Origin of the sequence: Paenibacillus xylanilyticus, from assembly GCF_009664365.1 — a bacterium.
GTDB classification, from domain to species: domain Bacteria; phylum Bacillota; class Bacilli; order Paenibacillales; family Paenibacillaceae; genus Paenibacillus; species Paenibacillus xylanilyticus_A.
The window spans coordinates 3,400,617-3,419,879 of sequence record NZ_CP044310.1 but is presented as its reverse complement, the minus strand read 5'-3'; the positions used below and the strand labels follow the sequence as shown (position 1 = coordinate 3,419,879).

Annotated in this window: 15 protein-coding genes; 10 read left to right on the top strand and 5 right to left on the bottom strand. The window is 42.6% G+C overall.

What is annotated here, in order from left to right:
* Positions 1-7: 7 nt before the first annotated feature.
* Positions 8-1,576, bottom strand: a complete 1,569-nt coding sequence (locus F4V51_RS15240) for an FAD-dependent monooxygenase (RefSeq protein ID WP_153978650.1) — start codon at positions 1,574-1,576, stop codon at positions 8-10.
* Between the two features lie 121 nt (positions 1,577-1,697).
* Here F4V51_RS15240 and F4V51_RS15235 point away from each other — a divergent pair, with 121 nt between their 5' ends.
* On the top strand, positions 1,698-2,324 hold the full coding sequence (locus tag F4V51_RS15235; RefSeq protein ID WP_153978649.1) for a TetR/AcrR family transcriptional regulator: 627 nt from the start codon (positions 1,698-1,700) through the stop codon (positions 2,322-2,324).
* A 548-nt stretch (positions 2,325-2,872) separates the two neighbouring features.
* On the opposite strand, the gene F4V51_RS15230 is transcribed toward F4V51_RS15235, so the two are convergent.
* Positions 2,873-4,261, bottom strand: coding sequence for an MFS transporter (locus F4V51_RS15230; protein WP_153978648.1), 1,389 nt, complete (start codon positions 4,259-4,261; stop codon positions 2,873-2,875).
* 115 nt (positions 4,262-4,376) lie between these two features.
* Between F4V51_RS15230 and F4V51_RS15225 the strand changes: the two genes are divergently transcribed.
* Positions 4,377-5,270, top strand: coding sequence for a LysR family transcriptional regulator (locus F4V51_RS15225; protein WP_153978647.1), 894 nt, complete (start codon positions 4,377-4,379; stop codon positions 5,268-5,270).
* A gap of 381 nt (positions 5,271-5,651) precedes the next feature.
* Positions 5,652-6,311, top strand: a complete 660-nt coding sequence (locus tag F4V51_RS15220) for a DUF2306 domain-containing protein (RefSeq protein ID WP_153978646.1) — start codon at positions 5,652-5,654, stop codon at positions 6,309-6,311.
* A 255-nt stretch (positions 6,312-6,566) separates the two neighbouring features.
* On the opposite strand, the gene F4V51_RS15215 is transcribed toward F4V51_RS15220, so the two are convergent.
* Positions 6,567-7,265, bottom strand: coding sequence for a MerR family DNA-binding transcriptional regulator (locus F4V51_RS15215; protein WP_153978645.1), 699 nt, complete (start codon positions 7,263-7,265; stop codon positions 6,567-6,569).
* 152 nt (positions 7,266-7,417) lie between these two features.
* Here F4V51_RS15215 and F4V51_RS15210 point away from each other — a divergent pair, with 152 nt between their 5' ends.
* The 4 genes from F4V51_RS15210 (at position 7,418) to F4V51_RS15195 (ending at position 11,610) form a co-directional block, all read left to right on the top strand.
* Positions 7,418-8,290 carry an alpha/beta fold hydrolase gene (locus F4V51_RS15210; RefSeq protein WP_153978644.1) on the top strand — a complete coding sequence of 291 codons (873 nt, stop codon included), beginning with the start codon at positions 7,418-7,420 and terminating at the stop codon, positions 8,288-8,290.
* Positions 8,291-8,646: 356 nt separating this feature from the next.
* Positions 8,647-9,627 (top strand): SDR family oxidoreductase, encoded by a 981-nt coding sequence (locus F4V51_RS15205; protein WP_153978643.1) that lies wholly within the window; start codon positions 8,647-8,649, stop codon positions 9,625-9,627.
* A gap of 359 nt (positions 9,628-9,986) precedes the next feature.
* Positions 9,987-10,289 (top strand): ArsR/SmtB family transcription factor, encoded by a 303-nt coding sequence (locus F4V51_RS15200; protein ID WP_095357945.1) that lies wholly within the window; start codon positions 9,987-9,989, stop codon positions 10,287-10,289.
* Positions 10,290-10,431: 142 nt separating this feature from the next.
* On the top strand, positions 10,432-11,610 hold the full coding sequence (locus F4V51_RS15195; RefSeq protein WP_153978642.1) for an MFS transporter: 1,179 nt from the start codon (positions 10,432-10,434) through the stop codon (positions 11,608-11,610).
* A gap of 334 nt (positions 11,611-11,944) precedes the next feature.
* On the opposite strand, the gene F4V51_RS15190 is transcribed toward F4V51_RS15195, so the two are convergent.
* On the bottom strand, positions 11,945-13,564 hold the full coding sequence (locus F4V51_RS15190) for a response regulator (RefSeq protein ID WP_153978641.1): 1,620 nt from the start codon (positions 13,562-13,564) through the stop codon (positions 11,945-11,947).
* On the bottom strand, positions 13,545-15,344 hold the full coding sequence (locus tag F4V51_RS15185; RefSeq protein ID WP_236146559.1) for a cache domain-containing sensor histidine kinase: 1,800 nt from the start codon (positions 15,342-15,344) through the stop codon (positions 13,545-13,547). The genes F4V51_RS15190 and F4V51_RS15185 overlap by 20 nt, the downstream gene beginning before the upstream one ends.
* Before the next feature lie 319 nt (positions 15,345-15,663).
* Here F4V51_RS15185 and F4V51_RS15180 point away from each other — a divergent pair, with 319 nt between their 5' ends.
* Genes F4V51_RS15180 through F4V51_RS15170 form a run of 3 tightly spaced genes read left to right on the top strand, consistent with a single transcriptional unit; the run spans position 15,664 to position 19,143 of the window.
* Positions 15,664-16,554, top strand: coding sequence for an ABC transporter permease (locus tag F4V51_RS15180; protein WP_127537222.1), 891 nt, complete (start codon positions 15,664-15,666; stop codon positions 16,552-16,554).
* A 16-nt stretch (positions 16,555-16,570) separates the two neighbouring features.
* Entirely contained in the window at positions 16,571-17,491 is a 921-nt protein-coding gene (locus tag F4V51_RS15175; RefSeq protein WP_397331005.1) for a carbohydrate ABC transporter permease, read from the top strand.
* A gap of 38 nt (positions 17,492-17,529) precedes the next feature.
* Positions 17,530-19,143 (top strand): extracellular solute-binding protein, encoded by a 1,614-nt coding sequence (locus F4V51_RS15170; protein ID WP_127537139.1) that lies wholly within the window; start codon positions 17,530-17,532, stop codon positions 19,141-19,143.
* The last annotated feature ends 120 nt before the right edge of the window (positions 19,144-19,263 follow it).

The following is a 19,263-nucleotide window of genomic DNA, read 5'->3' as shown; positions in this document are numbered from 1 at the left end:
GACCAAATCAATTTGCTCGATAAATGGAATTCAAATAATTTAAAAGCGATGCGGTATCATTAATAGAGGCCCGCAGTGCAATGTAACCGTCGGGACGAATCAATACAAGTTCATTACTTGCTGCATCGTAAATCCGATAGGTATTCCCTTCGGTATCTATTATTCCTTCCACTTTTTCCGCATGCGATGGAAGGATGCAATGCACATGGAGTTCGTTGTAGGCGATATTTTCTAAAGAAGGATGATCTGTGCGGTTTACAAAAGCCAAAATAGTCCAGTGTGGGCCGCGCAATAGGTCAAATACACTTACTGCAAATCCTATACCCTGCAGACCTTCGGCATTAGGAGCACGGTCCCCGGGCAATGAACGGGTAAGATTCCTACGGGCAGACGGGTAGGTAAGAGAAGTTGACCGATAGGAAATGAGAAGCCCACTAGTCAGATCGTCAGATATGGTGCTCAAAGATTGGGACAATCCACCGCCTTCAGTCGCCGTTCCTATGACCTCTTGCATCTTCTTTGTGCTGTCCTCAAGCACGGTTTGAGCAACAGGGCGTCGCTCCTCATCGTAAGTGTCAAGCAAGGTGGTGTCTGCTCCGCGTATGACAGTCGCCAGCTTCCAACCGAGGTTGTACGCGTCCTGAATGCCCGTATTCATGCCTTGACCGCCGGCCGGCGAATGAACATGAGCAGCATCGCCGGCAAGGAAGACCCAGCCGTTACGGTAACATTCAACCATACGGACATTGACACGGTAGATGGAAAGCCAGGAAGCATCCGTGAGCCGAACAAGTCCTGCTCCGGCCCGTCGGTCAAACATGGCTTGATACGCCTCTAGTGATGGCTGCTCAGGTTCTTCGATATCTGCCGGAATTGTAGCCTGTAGCTGCCAAATATCGGATTTCGGAAGTGGTGTCACCCCAACCATCCCCTCCGAAGATGTCCAGATATGAATATGATCGCGATCCAACCCTTCCAATCGTACATCGCCAAGATACCATCGCTCATCATCGTGTGTTTCCCCAACTAGCGGTACGTGAATAAACTTGCGAATATTGCTTTTGCCCCCGTCAGCGCCGACGACATAACGAGCGCGAATGTGCTCTTCTCCAAGTGGTGAATTCACGGTTACCGTCACAACATCCGAATCCTGTTCAAGCCCTACAGCTTCCACGCCCAACTCAACATGACCGCCAAGCGCCGCATAGCGTTCGCGCAATGCTTTTTCCACATCATACTGAGCAATCCAGACCGGATCACGATAGGGTGTCTCCAATTGAGCGCTGGCTGCAATGGTAATAGCCGGCTTGTCGACACTCCTGCCATCTGCGGTATAGTAACGAACAGGCAAATCCACAACACCTGTGTCCACAATGTAACGAACGGCCTCCAAATCATCAACAACCTCAAGCGAGCGGGGCTGGATTGCTTTGGCGCGAGACGCTACGTTATATAAGGAGCTTCGTTCAATAATACGATGGTCGACGTTTCGACGGGCAAGGTCGCAGGCAAGTGTAAGACCTGTTGGTCCGGCCCCGACAATGAGAACATCAACAACAGACTGCACGGTTTTCATAGATAAAATCCTCCTTGATCAGAGAGTATGATATGCTGCAATGACTACACTACACCGTACAGTGTAGTTTGTAAAGTGCAACTTATTTTTGATAGTATATCTGTAGGGGGGAAACATAAGGATGGATAATACGGAAAATAAAAAAATACGTAAAGGATCTTCAGACAAACGAGCCAAAATTATGGCGGCAGCACGAGACCTGTTTCTTTCAGATGGGTTTGATCGCTCCAGCGTCGATGCAGTCGCAGCTAAAGCGGGAGTTTCCAAACGGACCGTTTATGATTATTATGGCGACAAACAGAACTTGCTGATTGCTGTAGTGGAAGAAACCAGTGAGGCGGTTCTGGACATGATCAAGCAAGGGATATCAGACTACCTCTGGGAATTTGAGGATCTGCAGCAGGCGCTTATCTTATTCTGCGAACAATTCGTAGCTTCTGCGAACGGTTCGTCCGATTACAGTGCTTTGATCCGTCTGGTTAATTTGGAAGCCGCCAACCTGCCTGGCTCGTTTCTAGAAAAGCTGGATAACGCAACGGAAGAGGGGATAATCAGGAGGTTTACCGAGTTTGGACAAACCGGACTGCTCGATGTGCCCGATCCTGTAATGGCTACTAAACACTTCGCTGCCTTAACGTTTTTGTTGGTATTTGATCAACCGATAAAAGCAGGCGATTTGGTGGAACAACAAACCAAACGCATCATCACAGAAGGCGTACGCGTCTTTCTTTGTGCATATGGAAAATAGCAGGGAAGAGAAGTGAGGAGATCAGTGTTCCTCTCGGGAAAGAAAATCATTGAGATGAAGATCAATCGTTCCCCAAAATAGCTCTCAAGTATAGTTATCTTATCAATAAGCAAATAAACTACATCGAGTGTAATCTCAAAAAATAGTTGATTCATATGAAAACATATCGAATTTTTTAGACCGTTAAGTTTAATATTAACGGTTTTTTTGTTGTAATATCGTCGTGGTATTGAGAAATGTCCATAGAAGAATATAAAGAGAGTGTCGAGGAACAAGAACATGGTCCGATTAACTAAAGAGGAAATGATCGCCTTAGCAAAATCAATGAAATGATTCAACTAACGGGAGAACTTTACTTCAATGTCGTGTAGGAGTCGGTTGGTCATATGAACCGCCTATTTTTACGATGATAAGAGATGATAAGATTATCCTGCCGTCATGATAATAGCCGGAAACGTTAATTCAACAAGATAATACGGCAGCCGATTTTCACAATCAGCTGCCGCTTTCTGTTGAGTAACAAAGGATAATTTACATCTGTCAGATAACTAGGACTCACGCAACTGCCTGGTATCCTTGTGCCGCCAATTCATGAATACCAATGACAATGCAATTAACGTGAGGATCATTCCAAGTATTCGAAATCCTTCGAAGCTGAAGTTATCGCCCATTACAACGCTAATTAGCAAAGAAGAGAGGATAGTTCCCAGGTATCTTGATGTATTGAATATTCCAGATGCTACACCAATAATTTCTTTTGGTGTACTTCTGAATAAGGCTGCTTGCATAGCGACACTGTTCAACCCGTTGCTAATACCGAATGCAGCTAAAGCCAGACACACACTGATAACCGGTGAAGTCTGATCCAGTGTTACGATCCACATGGACCCCAATGTCATCAGCATACCGGACATAAGCAATGCTGGCCGGGGTCCTGATTTATCGATCCAGCGTCCTGCGATTGGCGAAGCAATGAGAGAACACAAGCCTAAGCTTAGCATGAGCATCCCTGTATGAAACTCGCTGATATGACGTACGATTTGCAAGTAAGAAGGAAGCCCAAAAAAGAGAGAGTAAAAAAGCAGGTTAACGATCATGAATTGCACATTGATCCAAGTCATTGCCGGATATTTAGCGAATGTGCGTAAAGGTATAAAGGGTGTATTTGCTTTTAACTCATATCGCACGAAAGCTCCCAGTCCAACGAAGCCAATTAGTCCGACAATAACGTTATAAAATGAAATTTGACCAGATGATTTTGCGGACAATAATCCAACAAGCAGAGAAACCAAACCCACGGTGAATAGCAGAACTCCATATGCATCAATTAATTCCAACCATTTGCGAAGGGACATGTTGCGAGCAACGGATATTGTAGACGGATCATCCTTAGGAATATGCTTCCAAGCTAATAGAAAGCTTGTTACCACGAAAGGAATATTAACCAAAAAGATAGCAGGCCAGCCCCACCAGTGAATGATGACCCCGCCAATAAAGGGGCCAATCGCTGCCGCTCCGGATAGGAATATGGACAACATTGACAGTGCAGTTGCTTGTTTCTCCGTAATATGAATTCGCACAATGGCCATTCCAACCGCAACCATCATGCTTGTTCCGACGGATTGCACAATGCGGAATACGATAAGCCATCCAAAGTTTAGGGATAGTGGAGCTAATAATGATGCAACGAAGGATACAACAAGTCCGCTAAGAAATATCCTCCTCCTACCGAATAAATCGCTGGCTTTTCCCATGATCGGTTGAGCGATTGCACTCGCAATGTAGAACGAAAAAATAATCCAGGATACCACTGTAAAGTCGAGCTGGAACACATTTTGCAGCCTTGGAATAGCAACTGAAATCATTGATGAATTCAAAGGGTTCAATAGAATCCCTAGTCCAACGGAAATCATCAACCACCTACTGCGAATACTCATTTCAATCCCCCACTCTGTATATTAGTGTCATCATCGTACTTGAAATGATTTATTTATTCCAATGCATTTTATGTTATGATTTCATTGACTCAAAGGAATGAGTGGAGGGTGTAAAATGGAACTTCTTCAACTGAAATATTTTCTCGAGGTAGCTCGTTTGGAACATATGACCGAAGCAGCACGCAGTTTGCATGTCACTCAATCATCACTAAGCAAAACAATTGGGCGCTTGGAAGAGGATTTGGGAGTCCCGTTATTCGATCGAGTAGGGAGGAAACTGCGATTGAATGAGTTTGGAAGCAGATTCTATCTCCGTGCAGAAAGGGCGTTGTTTGAATTGGAACAGGGGAAGCAGGAGATTAGCGATTTGTCCAGCGCAGAACATGGCACACTCGAATTGGCAGTGACCACTGCAAGCACATTGCCTCAGATCCTTCGAGAGTTTCGGAACAAGCGACCTGATATCCAATTTCATGTGCAAATGCTTACCACGCAGGAAATGGTTACGCTTCTTCATAGAGGAGAGGTTGATTTTTGCTTGTCCTCACCTCCTATACGAGGGGAAGACATAGAATGTCAAATCATGTTCATCGACCCGATTCTTGTAGCTGTTCCCAAAGGGCATCGGTTTGCTGACCGAAACAGCATATCTTTGACTGAGCTAAGGGATGAATCTTTTGTTGGGGTAAAAAGAGGCTACGGTACTCGCGATCTAGTGGATTCCATATGCAAATCGGCTGGGTTTATACCTACATATGTGTATGAAGGCGATGAACCTGCAAGGCTAAGTTCTCTAGTGGAAGCGGGAATTGGCATAGCATTTATACCAAGTACAGCAAGGTATTCTGGGGAACATATCAAATATCTCAAAGTAGAGAATCATGAGTTGGTACGGGAGATCGCTTTGTTATGGCACAGGAGTCGGTACATATCGCAGGCTGCTCTCGAATTCCGTGAGGTAGTTGTGGAATACTTCGGGTCGATATCCAAACAGACCCTTATTGATTGATTTTGATTTGGAGAAAATCAAGGAAGCAGGATACAACCCGATTACCTGGACGTCAAACTCAAGGCTCTACACCAAAGAGGACATGGAAGTTTGTTAAGTATTTATCTTTTGTTTTTTTCAAGAAAAGTATATGAGAGATGATTCCCAACAAAATTGCTGATGGAATGTAAAATATTAATAACAATTGCCCCTCAGGGGAAGCTAGTTGTTCACCTGAAGCTAAAAGTGGAAACGCAAGACGGTGGGACTGTGGAACTCATCCATCCTCGGGATCAGGGCCAAGGCTGGCTTCTTGCCAGCATCGAAACTGATTGGGCATCGCTTAGTTTGGTTAAGCTTCAATGTAACGACAGATGAAATTAGAAATGGAAAGGTTCATTTATGAGAAAAACAAACATGGCCTACCGCGTTTTGGTCGGTGTCAGCATCATTTTCATTCTGTATTCGCTAGTTAGGCATTACGTATTCGATCCGGAAGCAACCGCATTTCTCAGTCACAAAACCGGGCTGAAGCGTGAATTGAATCTTCCGGTATGGCTGAAAATCATGTACATTCATGTTGCATTTGCATGTTTAGCAATGGCAGCAGGATTAGTCAATTTTTCACGCTTCATACTGGAGAAACACCGGAAAATTCATCGGATCAACGGGTATGTCTATGTCGTCTCTGTGATGCTGGTTGTGCTAACATCCGGGTACATGGCTCCTTATTCCACAGGCGGCAAAATCAACAGCATTGCATTTAACATAATCAACATCATTTGGCCAGTCATAACAGTTATGGCGATTGTGCAGATTAAAAAGAAACGAATCGTAAAACACCGGAATTACATGATCCGAAGTTATGCTTTCTGTTTTACGAATATGTTGATTCATCTAATCACGTTTATGTTCAATGAAGGCTTCGGCTTGGCCTATGCGAGTAGTTATACATATGGTTTGTATAGCAGCCTCGTTCTGTTATTGATCTTGCCGGAGATGATTATCCGGTATCTGAATAAGATTGAAAAGAACAAAACTAGCGGAACCTATTTTTCGTAGATCACATTCCACGTTACCGGGCCGGCAGAAATCATGCGGTTTGACATTGGTTTGAGATCCTCTCTTGTTTTCTAAAAAAACGAGTTCATTAAAAACAGTAGCGTAATTATACAAAGGAGCAGCCGATCAATGTGATCGGCTGTTTTGTTAAGCTTATGCGCAGGTTAGTCCAAGAAAGGTAACAATTCATTTAAATTTGTTGATTAGTATATGAAAAGAAAGAGCTAACCCGTGTTCATCTCATATATATGTTTTCTATTCTAATAAATCTACATATTTCATTAGTTCTTCGATGCCTTTAAATTGAAGAAAAAGTTGTTCATTTAGATTTTCCAAAGCGAGCTGAAGAGATCGTTCAATTTGAACATAGGAGTGTGAATCCAGATCATGTAAAAGCTTCTTCATATTTTCGATATAATAAACAGATTTTCTTAAACTGCTAATGACTAATATTTTGCGTAGTTCAAGCAGGGTGAATAACCTATAACCGTTGTTTTTGTTTCGTTCTGAATGAATCAATCCTTCGTGTTCCCAATGCCGTATAGCTGAAGTATTTACGCCTGCTATCTCTGCAACCTCTCCAATACTCATGAGTTCCTTTAATTTAAACTTTTTAAATTGTGTGAAATCAGTAGTTTGAATCATAGTGAGTATTTCTTCCACTCTTTGCTTCTCGACTTGTATATGAAATAGTTGTTCATTTACTAACCAAAGAGCTGTATCAAATCTTTTTTTCTTAATCGTTCTCATTACTTTGTAGACCCTAGGAATTTCATAACCTTTTAACAAAGTTCTAATAACATTAAAAGCTTGGAGATGGACCGATGTATAGATACGGTGATTACTTATCGTTCTCGGTACCTCTGGGATCAGATCTTGTTCTTCATATCTTCGCAAGGTTGTGGTGCTGATATTTAAAATTTCAGCAATCTGCTTGGGGGTGTATTTATCCATTTTTAATACTCCTTCATTAAAGTAAAAGCTTCAAGTGCCTCAATAAGTATATTTTAATTGAACTCCTATCACTAAAGGGATATTAATCATAAAACCGAAAGATTGCATGAACGTTATATGATAGTAGTATAAACAAGCCATGAGGGATTCATATGGAGAAAATCATTAAACTTATGGATGAAACAGAAATAAAAGTTGGTTTAGTTGGAAATCCCAATCATAAGACAATCATGTTACCCATAGCAAAGGAATCTGTATATGGGCAAGAAGCCGAAGACTTAAAGTTGTGGGGAATGGATCCTGAGCTTGGAAAACACTTTGTTGAAGGACTGTTAGACGAGTTTCAAGTTTTATATTTTGACTATGAAGGACATCGATTGCAAAACACGAATCCAGAAAATCTTACACCTAATCACATTGTAAATGATTTGATAATGATTGCTGATGAAATGAACATAAATACGTTCAGCTATTATGGTTACTCGTGGTTGGCATTAGTTGGCTTACAATTAGCCATTAGGACAGATCGATTAGAAAGTTTAATTATGGGTGCTTTTCCCCCATTGGATGGTCCATACAAAGAAATGATGGTTGTTACCAACAAGACGTACCAGCAGGCTTTGGAGAATCAAAACTCTCCAGTTCTCGATGAACAACAAAACATTGAAAGTCCAGAAGAGATCGATTGGGATACGATACAGGTGAAGATTGACACAAATCAAACCAAACAATTTGTAACAATGTATAAAAATTTAATGAATTTTAATGATCGAAACATTCAACATCAGTTGTCTATTCCAAAACTGACGTTTGCAGGTGAACAAGATACCATTGTTTATGGAGAAAACTTTGGGAGTGTCACAGTTGATATTGTAGGAATACTAGAAAAAACTAAAGAAGAATTGCAACACTGGGGATGGGAGGTAGAAATCATAAAGGGAAATGAGATAAATCACACCAAAGCCATGCAACCAATAACAGTTCTGCCATTGATAAAGGCTTGGTTGATTAAAACGTTAAAATAAAACTAATTATGCAGATATTGATTGAACTAACAGAAACCTTTAGTTAACTAGCCCTAGTCTACAATATTTCATCTAACAACATTTTATCGTAACATATGAAGTTGCGGAGGGACAAGACATAGTCTGATTGAAGTCGCTATATTTAGCGGCTTTTTGTGTTTTATGGGTACAATTTCTTGCCCAAGCCGAGTATAAGAATGTGCACGATTTAGTGCAGCTATGTCTTAGAGGCAAATAACCAGAGGAGAGGGGAGTGTGGACAACATGAATCAACTTTTTTCTCACTATTATTACTTTATTTTTAGTGATCAACATAAACATTCTATAGAAGAAAATTGTTTCTACAGGAGGTTTCCATGGATCAAAACGACCAAAGTCGTCAACTAGACCAAATAAAGCAAATGCAACAAATGTTTAAGGCGAATATGATAACTCAACCTTATCCTATGTACCCTAACTATGGGAAAATCACGCGTTACCAAGAAATTCCAATAAGTTTGCCTGAACAGCGCCAGCTCAGCCATCCCGGCGTGGAAAAATTAATGGTACCCCTTCCAATTATCGAAAATCCGAATTATAAGGGGAGCGGAAAGCTAACAGGAAAAGTTGCACTTATTACAGGAGGTGACAGTGGGATTGGTGCAGCAGTTGCCATTGCGTTTGCTAAAGAAGGCGCAGATGTCGCTATTTCTTACTTAGATGAACATGAGGATGCAAATAGAACAAAAACGAGAATTGAACAACTCGGACAACGTTGTATTCTAATGCCTGGTGACTTGCGAGACAAACAACAGTGTATCTCCATTGTAGAACAGACTGTAAATACGTTTGGACGTCTAGATATTCTTTGTAACCACGTGGGTATCCAATTCCAACAACTAAGTCTGCTTGACATTACCGATGAACAATTTGATGACACCTTCAAAGTGAATATATATTCTCATTTTTACACAACAAGAGCAGCGCTTCCTTACTTAAAACCAGGCAGCTCAATCATTGGCACTTCTTCGGTGGTGACGTACGTAGGTGAGCAGCAAATGATTGATTATACGGCCACAAAAGGCGCAATAGTCGGTTGGACACGTGCTCTGGCAAAAAATGTCGTGAAACAAGGGATCCGAGTCAATGCCGTCGCCCCTGGCCGAATTTGGACTCCACTTATTTCCGCAAGCTTTTCGTCAGATCAAGTCGCTGTATATGGAGCATTTAATCCAATGGAACGCGTTGCACATCCATTTGAACTCGCGCCAACCTTTGTCTATCTTGCTTCTGATGATTCTCGTTTTGTTACTGGTCAAGTTCTTCATGTTGATGGGGGAGAGTCCTCACATTCCTAATCGAAGGGGGTTACCATTTTGAGATATGAGTTTAATCCAGAAGTAAAGCTATTGCTTGTAAACCATTCAAATGAAAAAGTAAAGATGGTCTATATGGAGGATTCCTGGCCCATGTCAAAAATAGGACTGAGACCACCATACTATTGCTACCCAAGGTACGAGCTGAATTATCCAATAATCTAAATCATATCAGACATAAAGACTTCGATTTCACCTCATTAGTTTATCGGAACAAGCTTCTTGTCCCAAGTCAAGGACAAGAACTTGTACCGATTGGCGATTGCATGGTACTTTCCATGATCTATATATTATAAGAAATTTAAATTGACATATCGCAAATGATCGATATAATAAGTGTTATGAATCCAATTGAAGTATTCAAAGCTATTTCGAATGAATCCAGGTTACAGATCTTACAGTGGCTCAAAGAACCATACGTGCATTTCAAACCCCATGAAGGAGTGGATATGAAGGAAGTAGGGGTTTGTGTAAGTCAAATAACCGACAAGCTTAACATGACACAGTCAACGGCTTCTCAATATCTTACGATATTGCAGCGGGCAGGGTTGATTACAACAAAACGGATAGGCAAATTTACGTATTATCAGAGAGACGAGGAAGCTATAAAACAGTTGGCTCGTTATATGATGAATGATATGTAAGTCGTTACTGAGTTCTTACCAAGAATTCAGTTTTTTCTTCGCCAATCATTTCGACAATTCGTTATATGTTTATTTGTATTATACATATCTACATTTCGCAATATGTCATTTATTATACTTTATTAAAGGAGTTGTATTATATATGTCATCGAGTTTGAAGGTCTATATTTTAGCTATCGTTAGTTTTTTGGTGGGGACTTCTGAGTATATTTTATCTGGCATTTTAGATAAGGTAGCCGGGTCTTTTGATGTCTCACTGGCTGCAGCTGGTCAGTTAATCACCATTTTTTCTCTGGTCTATGCTATATTCACTCCAATTCTGATGGCGGTAACCGCGAGTATGGACAGACGAAAATTAATCCTGATTGGCCTAGGAATATTTGTGATTGCTAATATCCTCGCATTTACCCTACCAGGATATGGCCTGTTTGTAGTTGCTCGTATCATTATGGCGATTGGTGCGGGAGTTGTTGTGGTCACTGCTTTAAATATTGCAGCTAAAATAGCACCAGCAGGTAAACAAGCAAGTGCTATTGCCACAGTGGTCATGGGTTTCACGGCATCACTAATCGTTGGTGTACCTCTTGGACGAATCACAGCCGACACTCTTGGTTGGAAATCCGTGTTTGGGGGGATTGCACTTTTGGGGATTATCGCAATGATCATTCTTTCTTTCGCCATTCCGCGTATTAAGGGTGACGCGCCCATTCCTCTAAGACAGCAGTTAAGTTTATTGAAAAAGCCTAAAGTTGCATTGGGATTATCGATCACCTTCTTTTGGCTTGGAGGTTACTCCATCGCTTATACGTATCTCTCACCCTATTTGCTTGAAGTATCGGGACTAGGTGATAAATATCTCAGCGGCGCATTGCTTATATTCGGTATTGCCAGCATGATTGGCTCCAAAATCGGCGGCTTCAGTACGGACCGGTGGGGCGTTCATCGAACATTATCCGGTGGATTGGCACTCCGCATTGTAATGCTGATCCTGTTGTCCGTTGTGACCCATACATTACTTGGTGTTATGATCGTTCTTTTGTTGTGGTCCTTCTCAGCATGGTCATCCGGTCCAACGCAGCAATATCATTTAACGACAATTGAACCTGAAGCATCAGGAGTTATGCTTGGTCTTAATCAGTCCATGATGCAGCTTGCTATGGCAGCAGGGGCTGGCGTGGGAGGGATAGCTATTGAAACGCTCTCTCTTACGTCGATTACATGGATTGGTGCTGCAGGGATTGCAATTGCCATACTTGCATTGGTCATCCTTAATAAAATGAATACCGTTACAAAAGTTAATTCGAGCATCAACTATAAGTGAATTACAAGGAGCGCTCTCCTGGAGAGTGCTCTATTAGGTTGGGTTAAGATCCGATGCTCAACAAATAGTTAATTATATTATTCAAAGTGAGCAATCAATTTAAACTACTTGGAAACCTATTACTACAGAAAGCTGCAGGTAGATCCAAGGATCTTCTGCAGCTTTCTGTAGTAGAGGACCTTGCCCACATCGAACAAGGTTGATGCCTAAACGCGATGGAATGGAGATTCTCTGCCGTTACTGCTAATTGCGCAGATATTCAAATAAAAAAATGAAGAAGGAATCGCGGGTTATACTGGAGAGGTATTTGGAAAGCAGTTGATTAACTTAATCGTCAGCCTTGGCATCCTATTGCGTGTGAACTTTCTCTATACTTTTTACGATATTCATTAGGGCTGCATCCTATTTCCTGTTTGAACAATTTGGTAAAGTGTGAGTAGTTGGTATACCCCACATGTCCGGCAATGGAATGAATCGATTGTGTGGTGGTCTCCAATAGATGCCTGGCAGCTACAAGACGGATGTGAATAACATAATTGCCGAGGGACATGCCCATCTCTTTCTTGAACAGCCTTGCGAGATAATCAGGGTTCATATAAACCCTGTCTCCAAGGCTATTTCTTGTCAGGTCCTCTCCATAGTGGGTGCGTATATAATGGGAGATCTCGTGTACAACTGACGTCGGCTGCTCGGAAACATTCAAATATTCCGCAGCCGTATTGACCAGATAGGCAATGTACGATTGCATATCTTCAATCGAATGCAGAGACTGCATGAACAATTGATCATTCGTACTGCCCATGTACAGCTTGTGGACTTCAATTCCCTTACTTTTCAATTGGGCATAAACTAGCTGCACCAGATCAAGACGCAGCAGACTGAGTACAGCGGTACCTACGTTGCCTTCATGGACAAGTTGATGCATATAACGACCGGTTTCATCCAGAAAGGATTGGAAACGATGCTCATTCAGCAATTGCTCCAGCAATCCCAGATCAGGCGGTATATAATCTAATTCGGGCTTTTTGTAGTTCTCCAGCAAGAAGGTTTGGTTGCGGTGTTTGATTCGCTCCTCATTCATCAACAATAGTTCATTCACCGTATGACGGATTTGTCCGAGCGGCAGGGAGAAGCCAATGGTACAGCAGGCATCCGATTTCAGGTAGTTATTTACCTCCGGAATAAAGGCGCTGCACATCGATTCGATAAGTTGTACATCCGGTAACCTGTTCCATTTTATAATAACCATCCAGTTATGATCCTTGATCTCGGATATCGCTTCAATAGAGAACAAACGGTCTTGAAACCGTTCAACCATCACGTTCAAACAAGCGTAATCAAACAGATTTTTGTCGGTTTTGCCCAGCGTACCCTCATACGGAAACAGATTAACCAGCATAGGAAGAAATAGATCCGTTGGCTCATATGGCAGATGCTGCTCAGACAAAAATGCAGAAACATCAGCGGAGCTGGACAGATAGACTTTACTGGAGATGAGCCTGCGCCAGCTGTCCTCAATAAGCTTGCTTCTATTTTTTTGCCAAAGTTCACCTTCATAAATGGCCTTCTGAATAAACTGCTGATCCCGGGCTTTGGCAACTGCCTTCTGAATAATCAGAGTCAACTTGTCGAATTCGATGGGCTTTAGAAAATAATCGAAGCTTTGCAGCTCGATGGCTTTTTGCGCATAGTTGAAATCAGCATAATTGGTAAGAAAGATCGTTTGTACGTTATACGATTCATCACGGACCCAGGCGAGCAGCTCGAGTCCGCTTCCCTGCGGCATCTCAATATCACAAACAAGAATTTGAACCGGATGATTTTGCAGTACCTCTTTGGCTTGCGCAATATTGTAGGCCGTGAAGATCGTATTAATTCCCAGGGCTTCCCAGTCGATTTTATTTTCCAATGCCATGACAACAAAGTAATCATCATCAACCAGCAATACATTCATGATTTATCACCTCTCCAGTATGCTCTGAATTTAATACCATTTTAGGCAAGGAAAGCGTGATTCGAGCGCCAATGGTGTCGTTTGCAAACGTAATTGCAGCTTCATGCCCGTATAGCAGCTCCAAACGTTGAATGGTATTCATAATGCCAATGCGGTTGCCTCCTGTTTGTTCCAGTGCTTCTCCACGGATGAGAGCTTCAAGAATTTCAGGCTTAAATCCGGGTCCCGTATCAGAGATATGGATCAGCACTCGATCACCATTTTCCTGTTGTTCTACATTAACGGATAACGTAATACATAATTCCCGTTCCCGTGAGACTCCGTATTTGACAGCATTTTCGATGAAGGTTTGTATTACCAGTGGTGGAACAGCGATACCTGTGATCGTTTCGGACGTTGCAATTCGATAGGAGAAAGCATCCCGGTAACGTGATTTCTGGATGTCCAGATATGTTCTTACATGTTCAATCTCGTTCTCCAGCAGAACGAAATTGTCTCCGCTTTGAAAGATGTAACGGAAATACCGGGACGTGGCGAGAGCCATGCTTTCAATCTCCTCAAACATTTGCATCTGTGCCATACTGTACATGCTTGTCAGACAATTAAGGAAAAAGTGAGGTTTGATCTGTAACTTCATATAATCCAAACGTATTTTCTGTTTCTCCAATTCCTGCTCATAGCGATCAATCTTGAAGCGCTTAATCTGGCCCACCAGTTCCTTGAATTGTGCATTAACCTGTTCCAGTTCCGTAATCCGGCTGCTCTTATGATCTGTCGCCTCATCACCCTCGTTTATTCGAGCAAGATTTTTGGAAAAACGCTGAATGGGAACAAGCAGATTCTTTCTGAAAAACATAAGGATTGCGCTTAATGAGGAGGTTACAATCAAAAAAAGCAGCATGATGAGCAGCTGAGCCACCATGATTTTCTCAAATGCACCGAATTTGATAACCATGCGTGCACTAAAATCCGCGTTGGAAAAGTCACTGCTAACTACGCTGTGTGACTGGAGCACATCCATAAACGAAGTCTTTGCTTCAACGCTGTTTTCTCCTCTGGCAGGTCCGGAAAGCTGCATGCCATTCACATCCACGAGAGAGGCGTATCCGCTCGCACCCAGATTCATTTGCTGTAACGGAGCGATCAGATCATCTGCGGAGATCAACGCGATAAGATACCTATTGTAGTACGGTACAATATTGATCAGATATGAAGTGCCATTCACGTGAATAGGTGTCCAATGGGAATAGAACTTCTCATATACAGCTTTATCACGAGTAAGAGTAATGATCTGTCTTTTCACTTCAGAATAATCCGAATAAGAGATGCTTATTGGCGCACAGTTAAGGAAGTATTCACTGTTTTCCAAATAATAAAAGAAATTGTACGACTGGCCATAGTTTCGTTGTAATTCGGCAAAAAGCTTATGTAATTTCTCGTTGGACTTCAGAAAAGGAATGCTATTCACACCATACGTATTCATCGTTTCCAGATTTTCATCATTGGCGAGAGTCCATCCCATGAAATGATTAATGTAGGCAAAATCATGATTAATGCGATTGATGTACAGATCCGTGGTGTCCTGCAAGTATTGGGCGGACTGCTGCCTGACCAAGGAGATGGAAGCGACACTGATGATCAGATCCAGAACGAACACGACAAATGAAATGACGAACATCATGCGAATATAATGACGAATCGGATAGGGTTTAATGGCGCCCAGGTTTGCCAGAACAATACACCCTTTCTTGAATGCTTCATAATGTAAACGCTTTAACATCTCAGAAATAGTATAAAACCTTTGCATGAAAAAAACATAAAGATTTGTATTTTTGGAGTTCAAAAGTCCGGAATACACACAGGAAGGTCTGGATTGCGATATGTTTTCTTTTGCAAGCTTGAGGTTACCCGCAGGCAAGCCCAGAAAGGAACATCAGAAGTCCGAATACCGTACGAAGGGGTCCGATAAAGAAAGTGGGAAGCCGTTTATACTGAGGTTATTCCTGAAATGAATGATTCAAACGGGAAAACAGCATCAGTATATGGGAAGGAGGGAAGAAAGAACTGTGCGGACTTACCCACTATTCTTTGGAAAGACAATGGAAAGAATCAGGCGTAATTGGGGGCTTTACGTTTTACTTTTACCGGCTTTCGTGTTAACACTACTTTTTGCTTATAAGCCAATGTACGGCGTTATTATCGCATTCAAGGATTATAGTCCGGCCTCAGGAATCGGTGGCAGTCCATGGGCGGGATTCAAGTATTTTGAGAAGTTTTTTCATTCCTATCAATTTACGAATACGATACGTAACACACTTATAATCAGCCTGTACAGTTTGGCTACATTTCCTCTGCCGATTATGCTTGCATTAATGGTGAACCAGATGAGGGCAGGCAGGTTCAAGCGATTTTTCCAGACCGTCTCCTATATGCCCCACTTTATTTCAACGGTAGTCATGGTCGGATTAATGCTAATTCTGTTCTCGCCTAGCACTGGACTGGTTGGCAATATGTATCAGCTCTTTGGAGCACAGGCGCCGGACTTAATGGGCTCATCGGCTCTGTTCAGCAGCGTGTATGTATGGTCTGATGTGTGGCAGCACGTCGGTTGGGACAGCATCATCTATATTGCCGCGTTGTCTGCCGTAGATCCAAGCCTCTATGAAGCGGCAACGGTCGATGGGGCAAGCAGGTGGCACAAGATACGTTATATTGATATTCCGATGCTTCTGCCGACGGCGATCACGCTGCTCATTCTAAGGATGGGCGGACTGCTTGGTGTTGGATTTGAGAAGGTCTATCTTATGCAGAACGACTTGAACATCCTTTCCAGTGAGATTCTGTCTACGTATGTATACAAAATCGGTTTGCTGAGCAGTCAATACAGCTTCTCCTCGGCAATTAACCTGTTTAATACGGTGATTAATTTCATTTTGCTGATTCTGGTTAATCAGTTGTCCAAGAAATACAGTGAAAACAGTCTATGGTGAAGGGGAGAACAACCAAATGAGCGTTATGGAGACGGCAGCAACCACCAGAACTCCCCGAGTGAAGCGACGATCACGCATGACAGTGGCAGAAGGTATAATGTATGCTTTTGCTATTCTTTTTCTGATTGCAATCATGTATCCGATCTATTTTATAGTCATTGCCTCCTTCAGTGATCCCTCTTCTGTGGCTAACGGACAGGTATGGGTCTTTCCCAAAGGCTTTACGCTTGAAGGGTACAAGGAACTGCTGAGGCACGAAAATATATGGATCGGATATCGCAATACCATTCTATACACGGTGGTAGGAACGCTTATCGGACTTGTTGTTAATATTTCGGCGGCTTATGCCTTATCAAGAAAAGATCTGGTTGGACGAAAATTTTTCTCTCTGTTCTTTATTTTTACGATGTTTTTTAGTGGCGGTTTAATTCCAACCTTCCTGACCATTCGCGATTTTCACCTTTACAATACGTTTCTCGTCATGGTACTTCCGTTTTCTGTGGTGGTGTTCGATATGATCGTCGCCCGGACATTCTTTCAGACCAGTATTCCAGGGGATCTATGGGAGGCAGCCCAGATCGATGGTTGTGGTAATCTGCGGTATTTTGTGCTGGTTGTACTGCCCTTGTCCAAAGCAATCATCGCAGTTTTGGGGTTATGGATTGCCGTAGGGTATTGGAATTCATATTTTAATGCTCTCATCTATCTGAAAGATCCTAACCTGTATCCGCTTCAATTGATCCTGCGTAACATTCTCATTACGAATCAGATGCAGTCTGGCATGGGAACCGGGGAGGCTGCACAAGTCGCCTTGCGTCTTGCAAATCTAATGAGGTATTCCGTGATTATTATTGCCACGATTCCGATCATGTGTGTCTATCCGTTCATCCAAAAGTATTTCAATCAGGGGGTGATGATCGGCGCAGTGAAGGAATAAGACAGATGTCAATCATTACGAATCAAGGAGGGTCCTACATGGGGAAGAAGATAGGCAAGAAGTTTTTTACCAAAATGAATAGTTTGCTTCTTGTTACCGTGATGCTGGTAAGCGTTGTTGGATGCAGCAGTGGTAATAGCAGCGAGGTTGCAGAGACTCCAATATCAAGCGATTTTAATAAAGAAGGACTGCCGATTGTCAATAATCCGGTAACACTCAAAGTACTAACGGTTCGCTGGGGGAACATGGGTGACACCTTCACCCAGAACCAATGGCTCAAGGATTTGGAGAAGGAGACCAACGTAAAAATTGAGTGGCAGGTCATGTCCTCCAATGATTGGGGTGAGCAGAAATCGATTATGCTGGCGAGTGGTACGCTTCCGGATATTATTCTGGGGGATCAGGTGTTCAGCGATTCGGACATTGTCAATAACCTGAGCTATTTCCGTCCGCTGGATGAATACATCGATTCGTATATGCCTAACTTGAAGGCAGCGATGGAAGAGACGCCTGACATGAAGAAAATAAGCACGTTTCCTGACGGCAAAATTTATTCCATGCCTACCCGATTACCTTCCCGTCCGAAGAGCAGGAATCAACCTGTAATCAACAAGGCATGGCTTGATAAACTGGGGTTGAAGGCACCTACAACCACAGAAGAACTGTATCAGGTATTGAAAGCGTTTAAGGAGAAAGATCCAAACGGAAACGGGAAACCGGATGAGATTCCATACACGGAAACGGGTCTGAATATGGACTTTCTGAATCCGTTCGGGATCACGGATATTAATGCAAGCAGCATGATCGTTCAGGATGGCAAACCGGTCTATTTTCCAACAACGGACGCTTATAAAGAAGCTCTTATTTACACGCATAAATTGTATTCAGAAGGTTTGATTGATCAGGAATTGTTCACCCAAGACAACACCATGACCTCAGCCAAATGGCAAAATGCAGACATTCCCATTGTCGGCTTCAGTAACCAATGGACCCCTGATGCGGTGTTTGGCAAGTGGAGCGACCAGTATGAAGCGATTGCGCCTATTGCCGGACCTGATGGCAAACGTTATCAGCCAGGCGACCCTGGCGGTATGAATCTGGCTCGTAATGAATTGCTTATTACAAGTTCATGTACGGTTCCGGAAGTAGCAGCACGCTGGGCCGATCAATTCTATACGAATGAAGCTAGCATTCAGAATTTCTGGGGTGCAATCGGAACTGTTATTGAGAAAAATGATGATGGCACGTACACACTGATGGATCCTCCTGCAGGCACAAGTGCCGATGCATGGTACTGGGATCAATCGCTGCGTGATTTTGGGCCTAAATATGTAAGCCCTTCCTTTGAAGAAAACATCAAGCTCAATCCAGAGGCGGGAGACGGACTCAAACTGCAAATCGATCAGTTGGGCAGCGCAGATGTAACAACGCCTTATCCAAAGGTCATGTACAATGCAGAAGAGTTTCAGGAGCTGCCAACGCTGACAACGGATATTGATGGTTATGTGGCAACGATGCGTGCCCAATGGGTAACGAAAGGAGGTATTGAAGAGGGGTGGGATGCTTATGTCAAAAAGCTGAATGACATGGGTCTTGAACGGTTGGTGACCATCCGTAATGATGCTTATGAGCGTTATATGAACGTTAAATAAGCTGGAATTAAGATTCACTTTATTTCAAAAAAAATTTGCTATATAAACCGCAGCAAACATCCATGCGTTAATGGAGAGGCAGAACCAATTGATCTTAGGAAGTGGATTGCTCGCTTAAAA

Coding starts and splice junctions, on each gene's coding strand:
- F4V51_RS15195 (WP_153978642.1), top strand. CDS start 10,432: ATGTCATCGAGTTTGAAGGTCTATATTTTAGCTATCGTTAGTTTTTTG.
- F4V51_RS15215 (WP_153978645.1), bottom strand. CDS start 7,265: ATGGATAAATACACCCCCAAGCAGATTGCTGAAATTTTAAATATCAGC.
- F4V51_RS15170 (WP_127537139.1), top strand. CDS start 17,530: ATGGGGAAGAAGATAGGCAAGAAGTTTTTTACCAAAATGAATAGTTTG.
- F4V51_RS15175 (WP_397331005.1), top strand. CDS start 16,571: ATGAGCGTTATGGAGACGGCAGCAACCACCAGAACTCCCCGAGTGAAG.
- F4V51_RS15230 (WP_153978648.1), bottom strand. CDS start 4,261: ATGAGTATTCGCAGTAGGTGGTTGATGATTTCCGTTGGACTAGGGATT.
- F4V51_RS15235 (WP_153978649.1), top strand. CDS start 1,698: ATGGATAATACGGAAAATAAAAAAATACGTAAAGGATCTTCAGACAAA.
- F4V51_RS15220 (WP_153978646.1), top strand. CDS start 5,652: ATGAGAAAAACAAACATGGCCTACCGCGTTTTGGTCGGTGTCAGCATC.
- F4V51_RS15240 (WP_153978650.1), bottom strand. CDS start 1,576: ATGAAAACCGTGCAGTCTGTTGTTGATGTTCTCATTGTCGGGGCCGGA.
- F4V51_RS15185 (WP_236146559.1), bottom strand. CDS start 15,344: ATGTTAAAGCGTTTACATTATGAAGCATTCAAGAAAGGGTGTATTGTT.
- F4V51_RS15205 (WP_153978643.1), top strand. CDS start 8,647: ATGGATCAAAACGACCAAAGTCGTCAACTAGACCAAATAAAGCAAATG.
- F4V51_RS15210 (WP_153978644.1), top strand. CDS start 7,418: ATGGAGAAAATCATTAAACTTATGGATGAAACAGAAATAAAAGTTGGT.
- F4V51_RS15225 (WP_153978647.1), top strand. CDS start 4,377: ATGGAACTTCTTCAACTGAAATATTTTCTCGAGGTAGCTCGTTTGGAA.
- F4V51_RS15190 (WP_153978641.1), bottom strand. CDS start 13,564: ATGAATGTATTGCTGGTTGATGATGATTACTTTGTTGTCATGGCATTG.
- F4V51_RS15200 (WP_095357945.1), top strand. CDS start 9,987: ATGAATCCAATTGAAGTATTCAAAGCTATTTCGAATGAATCCAGGTTA.
- F4V51_RS15180 (WP_127537222.1), top strand. CDS start 15,664: ATGGAAAGAATCAGGCGTAATTGGGGGCTTTACGTTTTACTTTTACCG.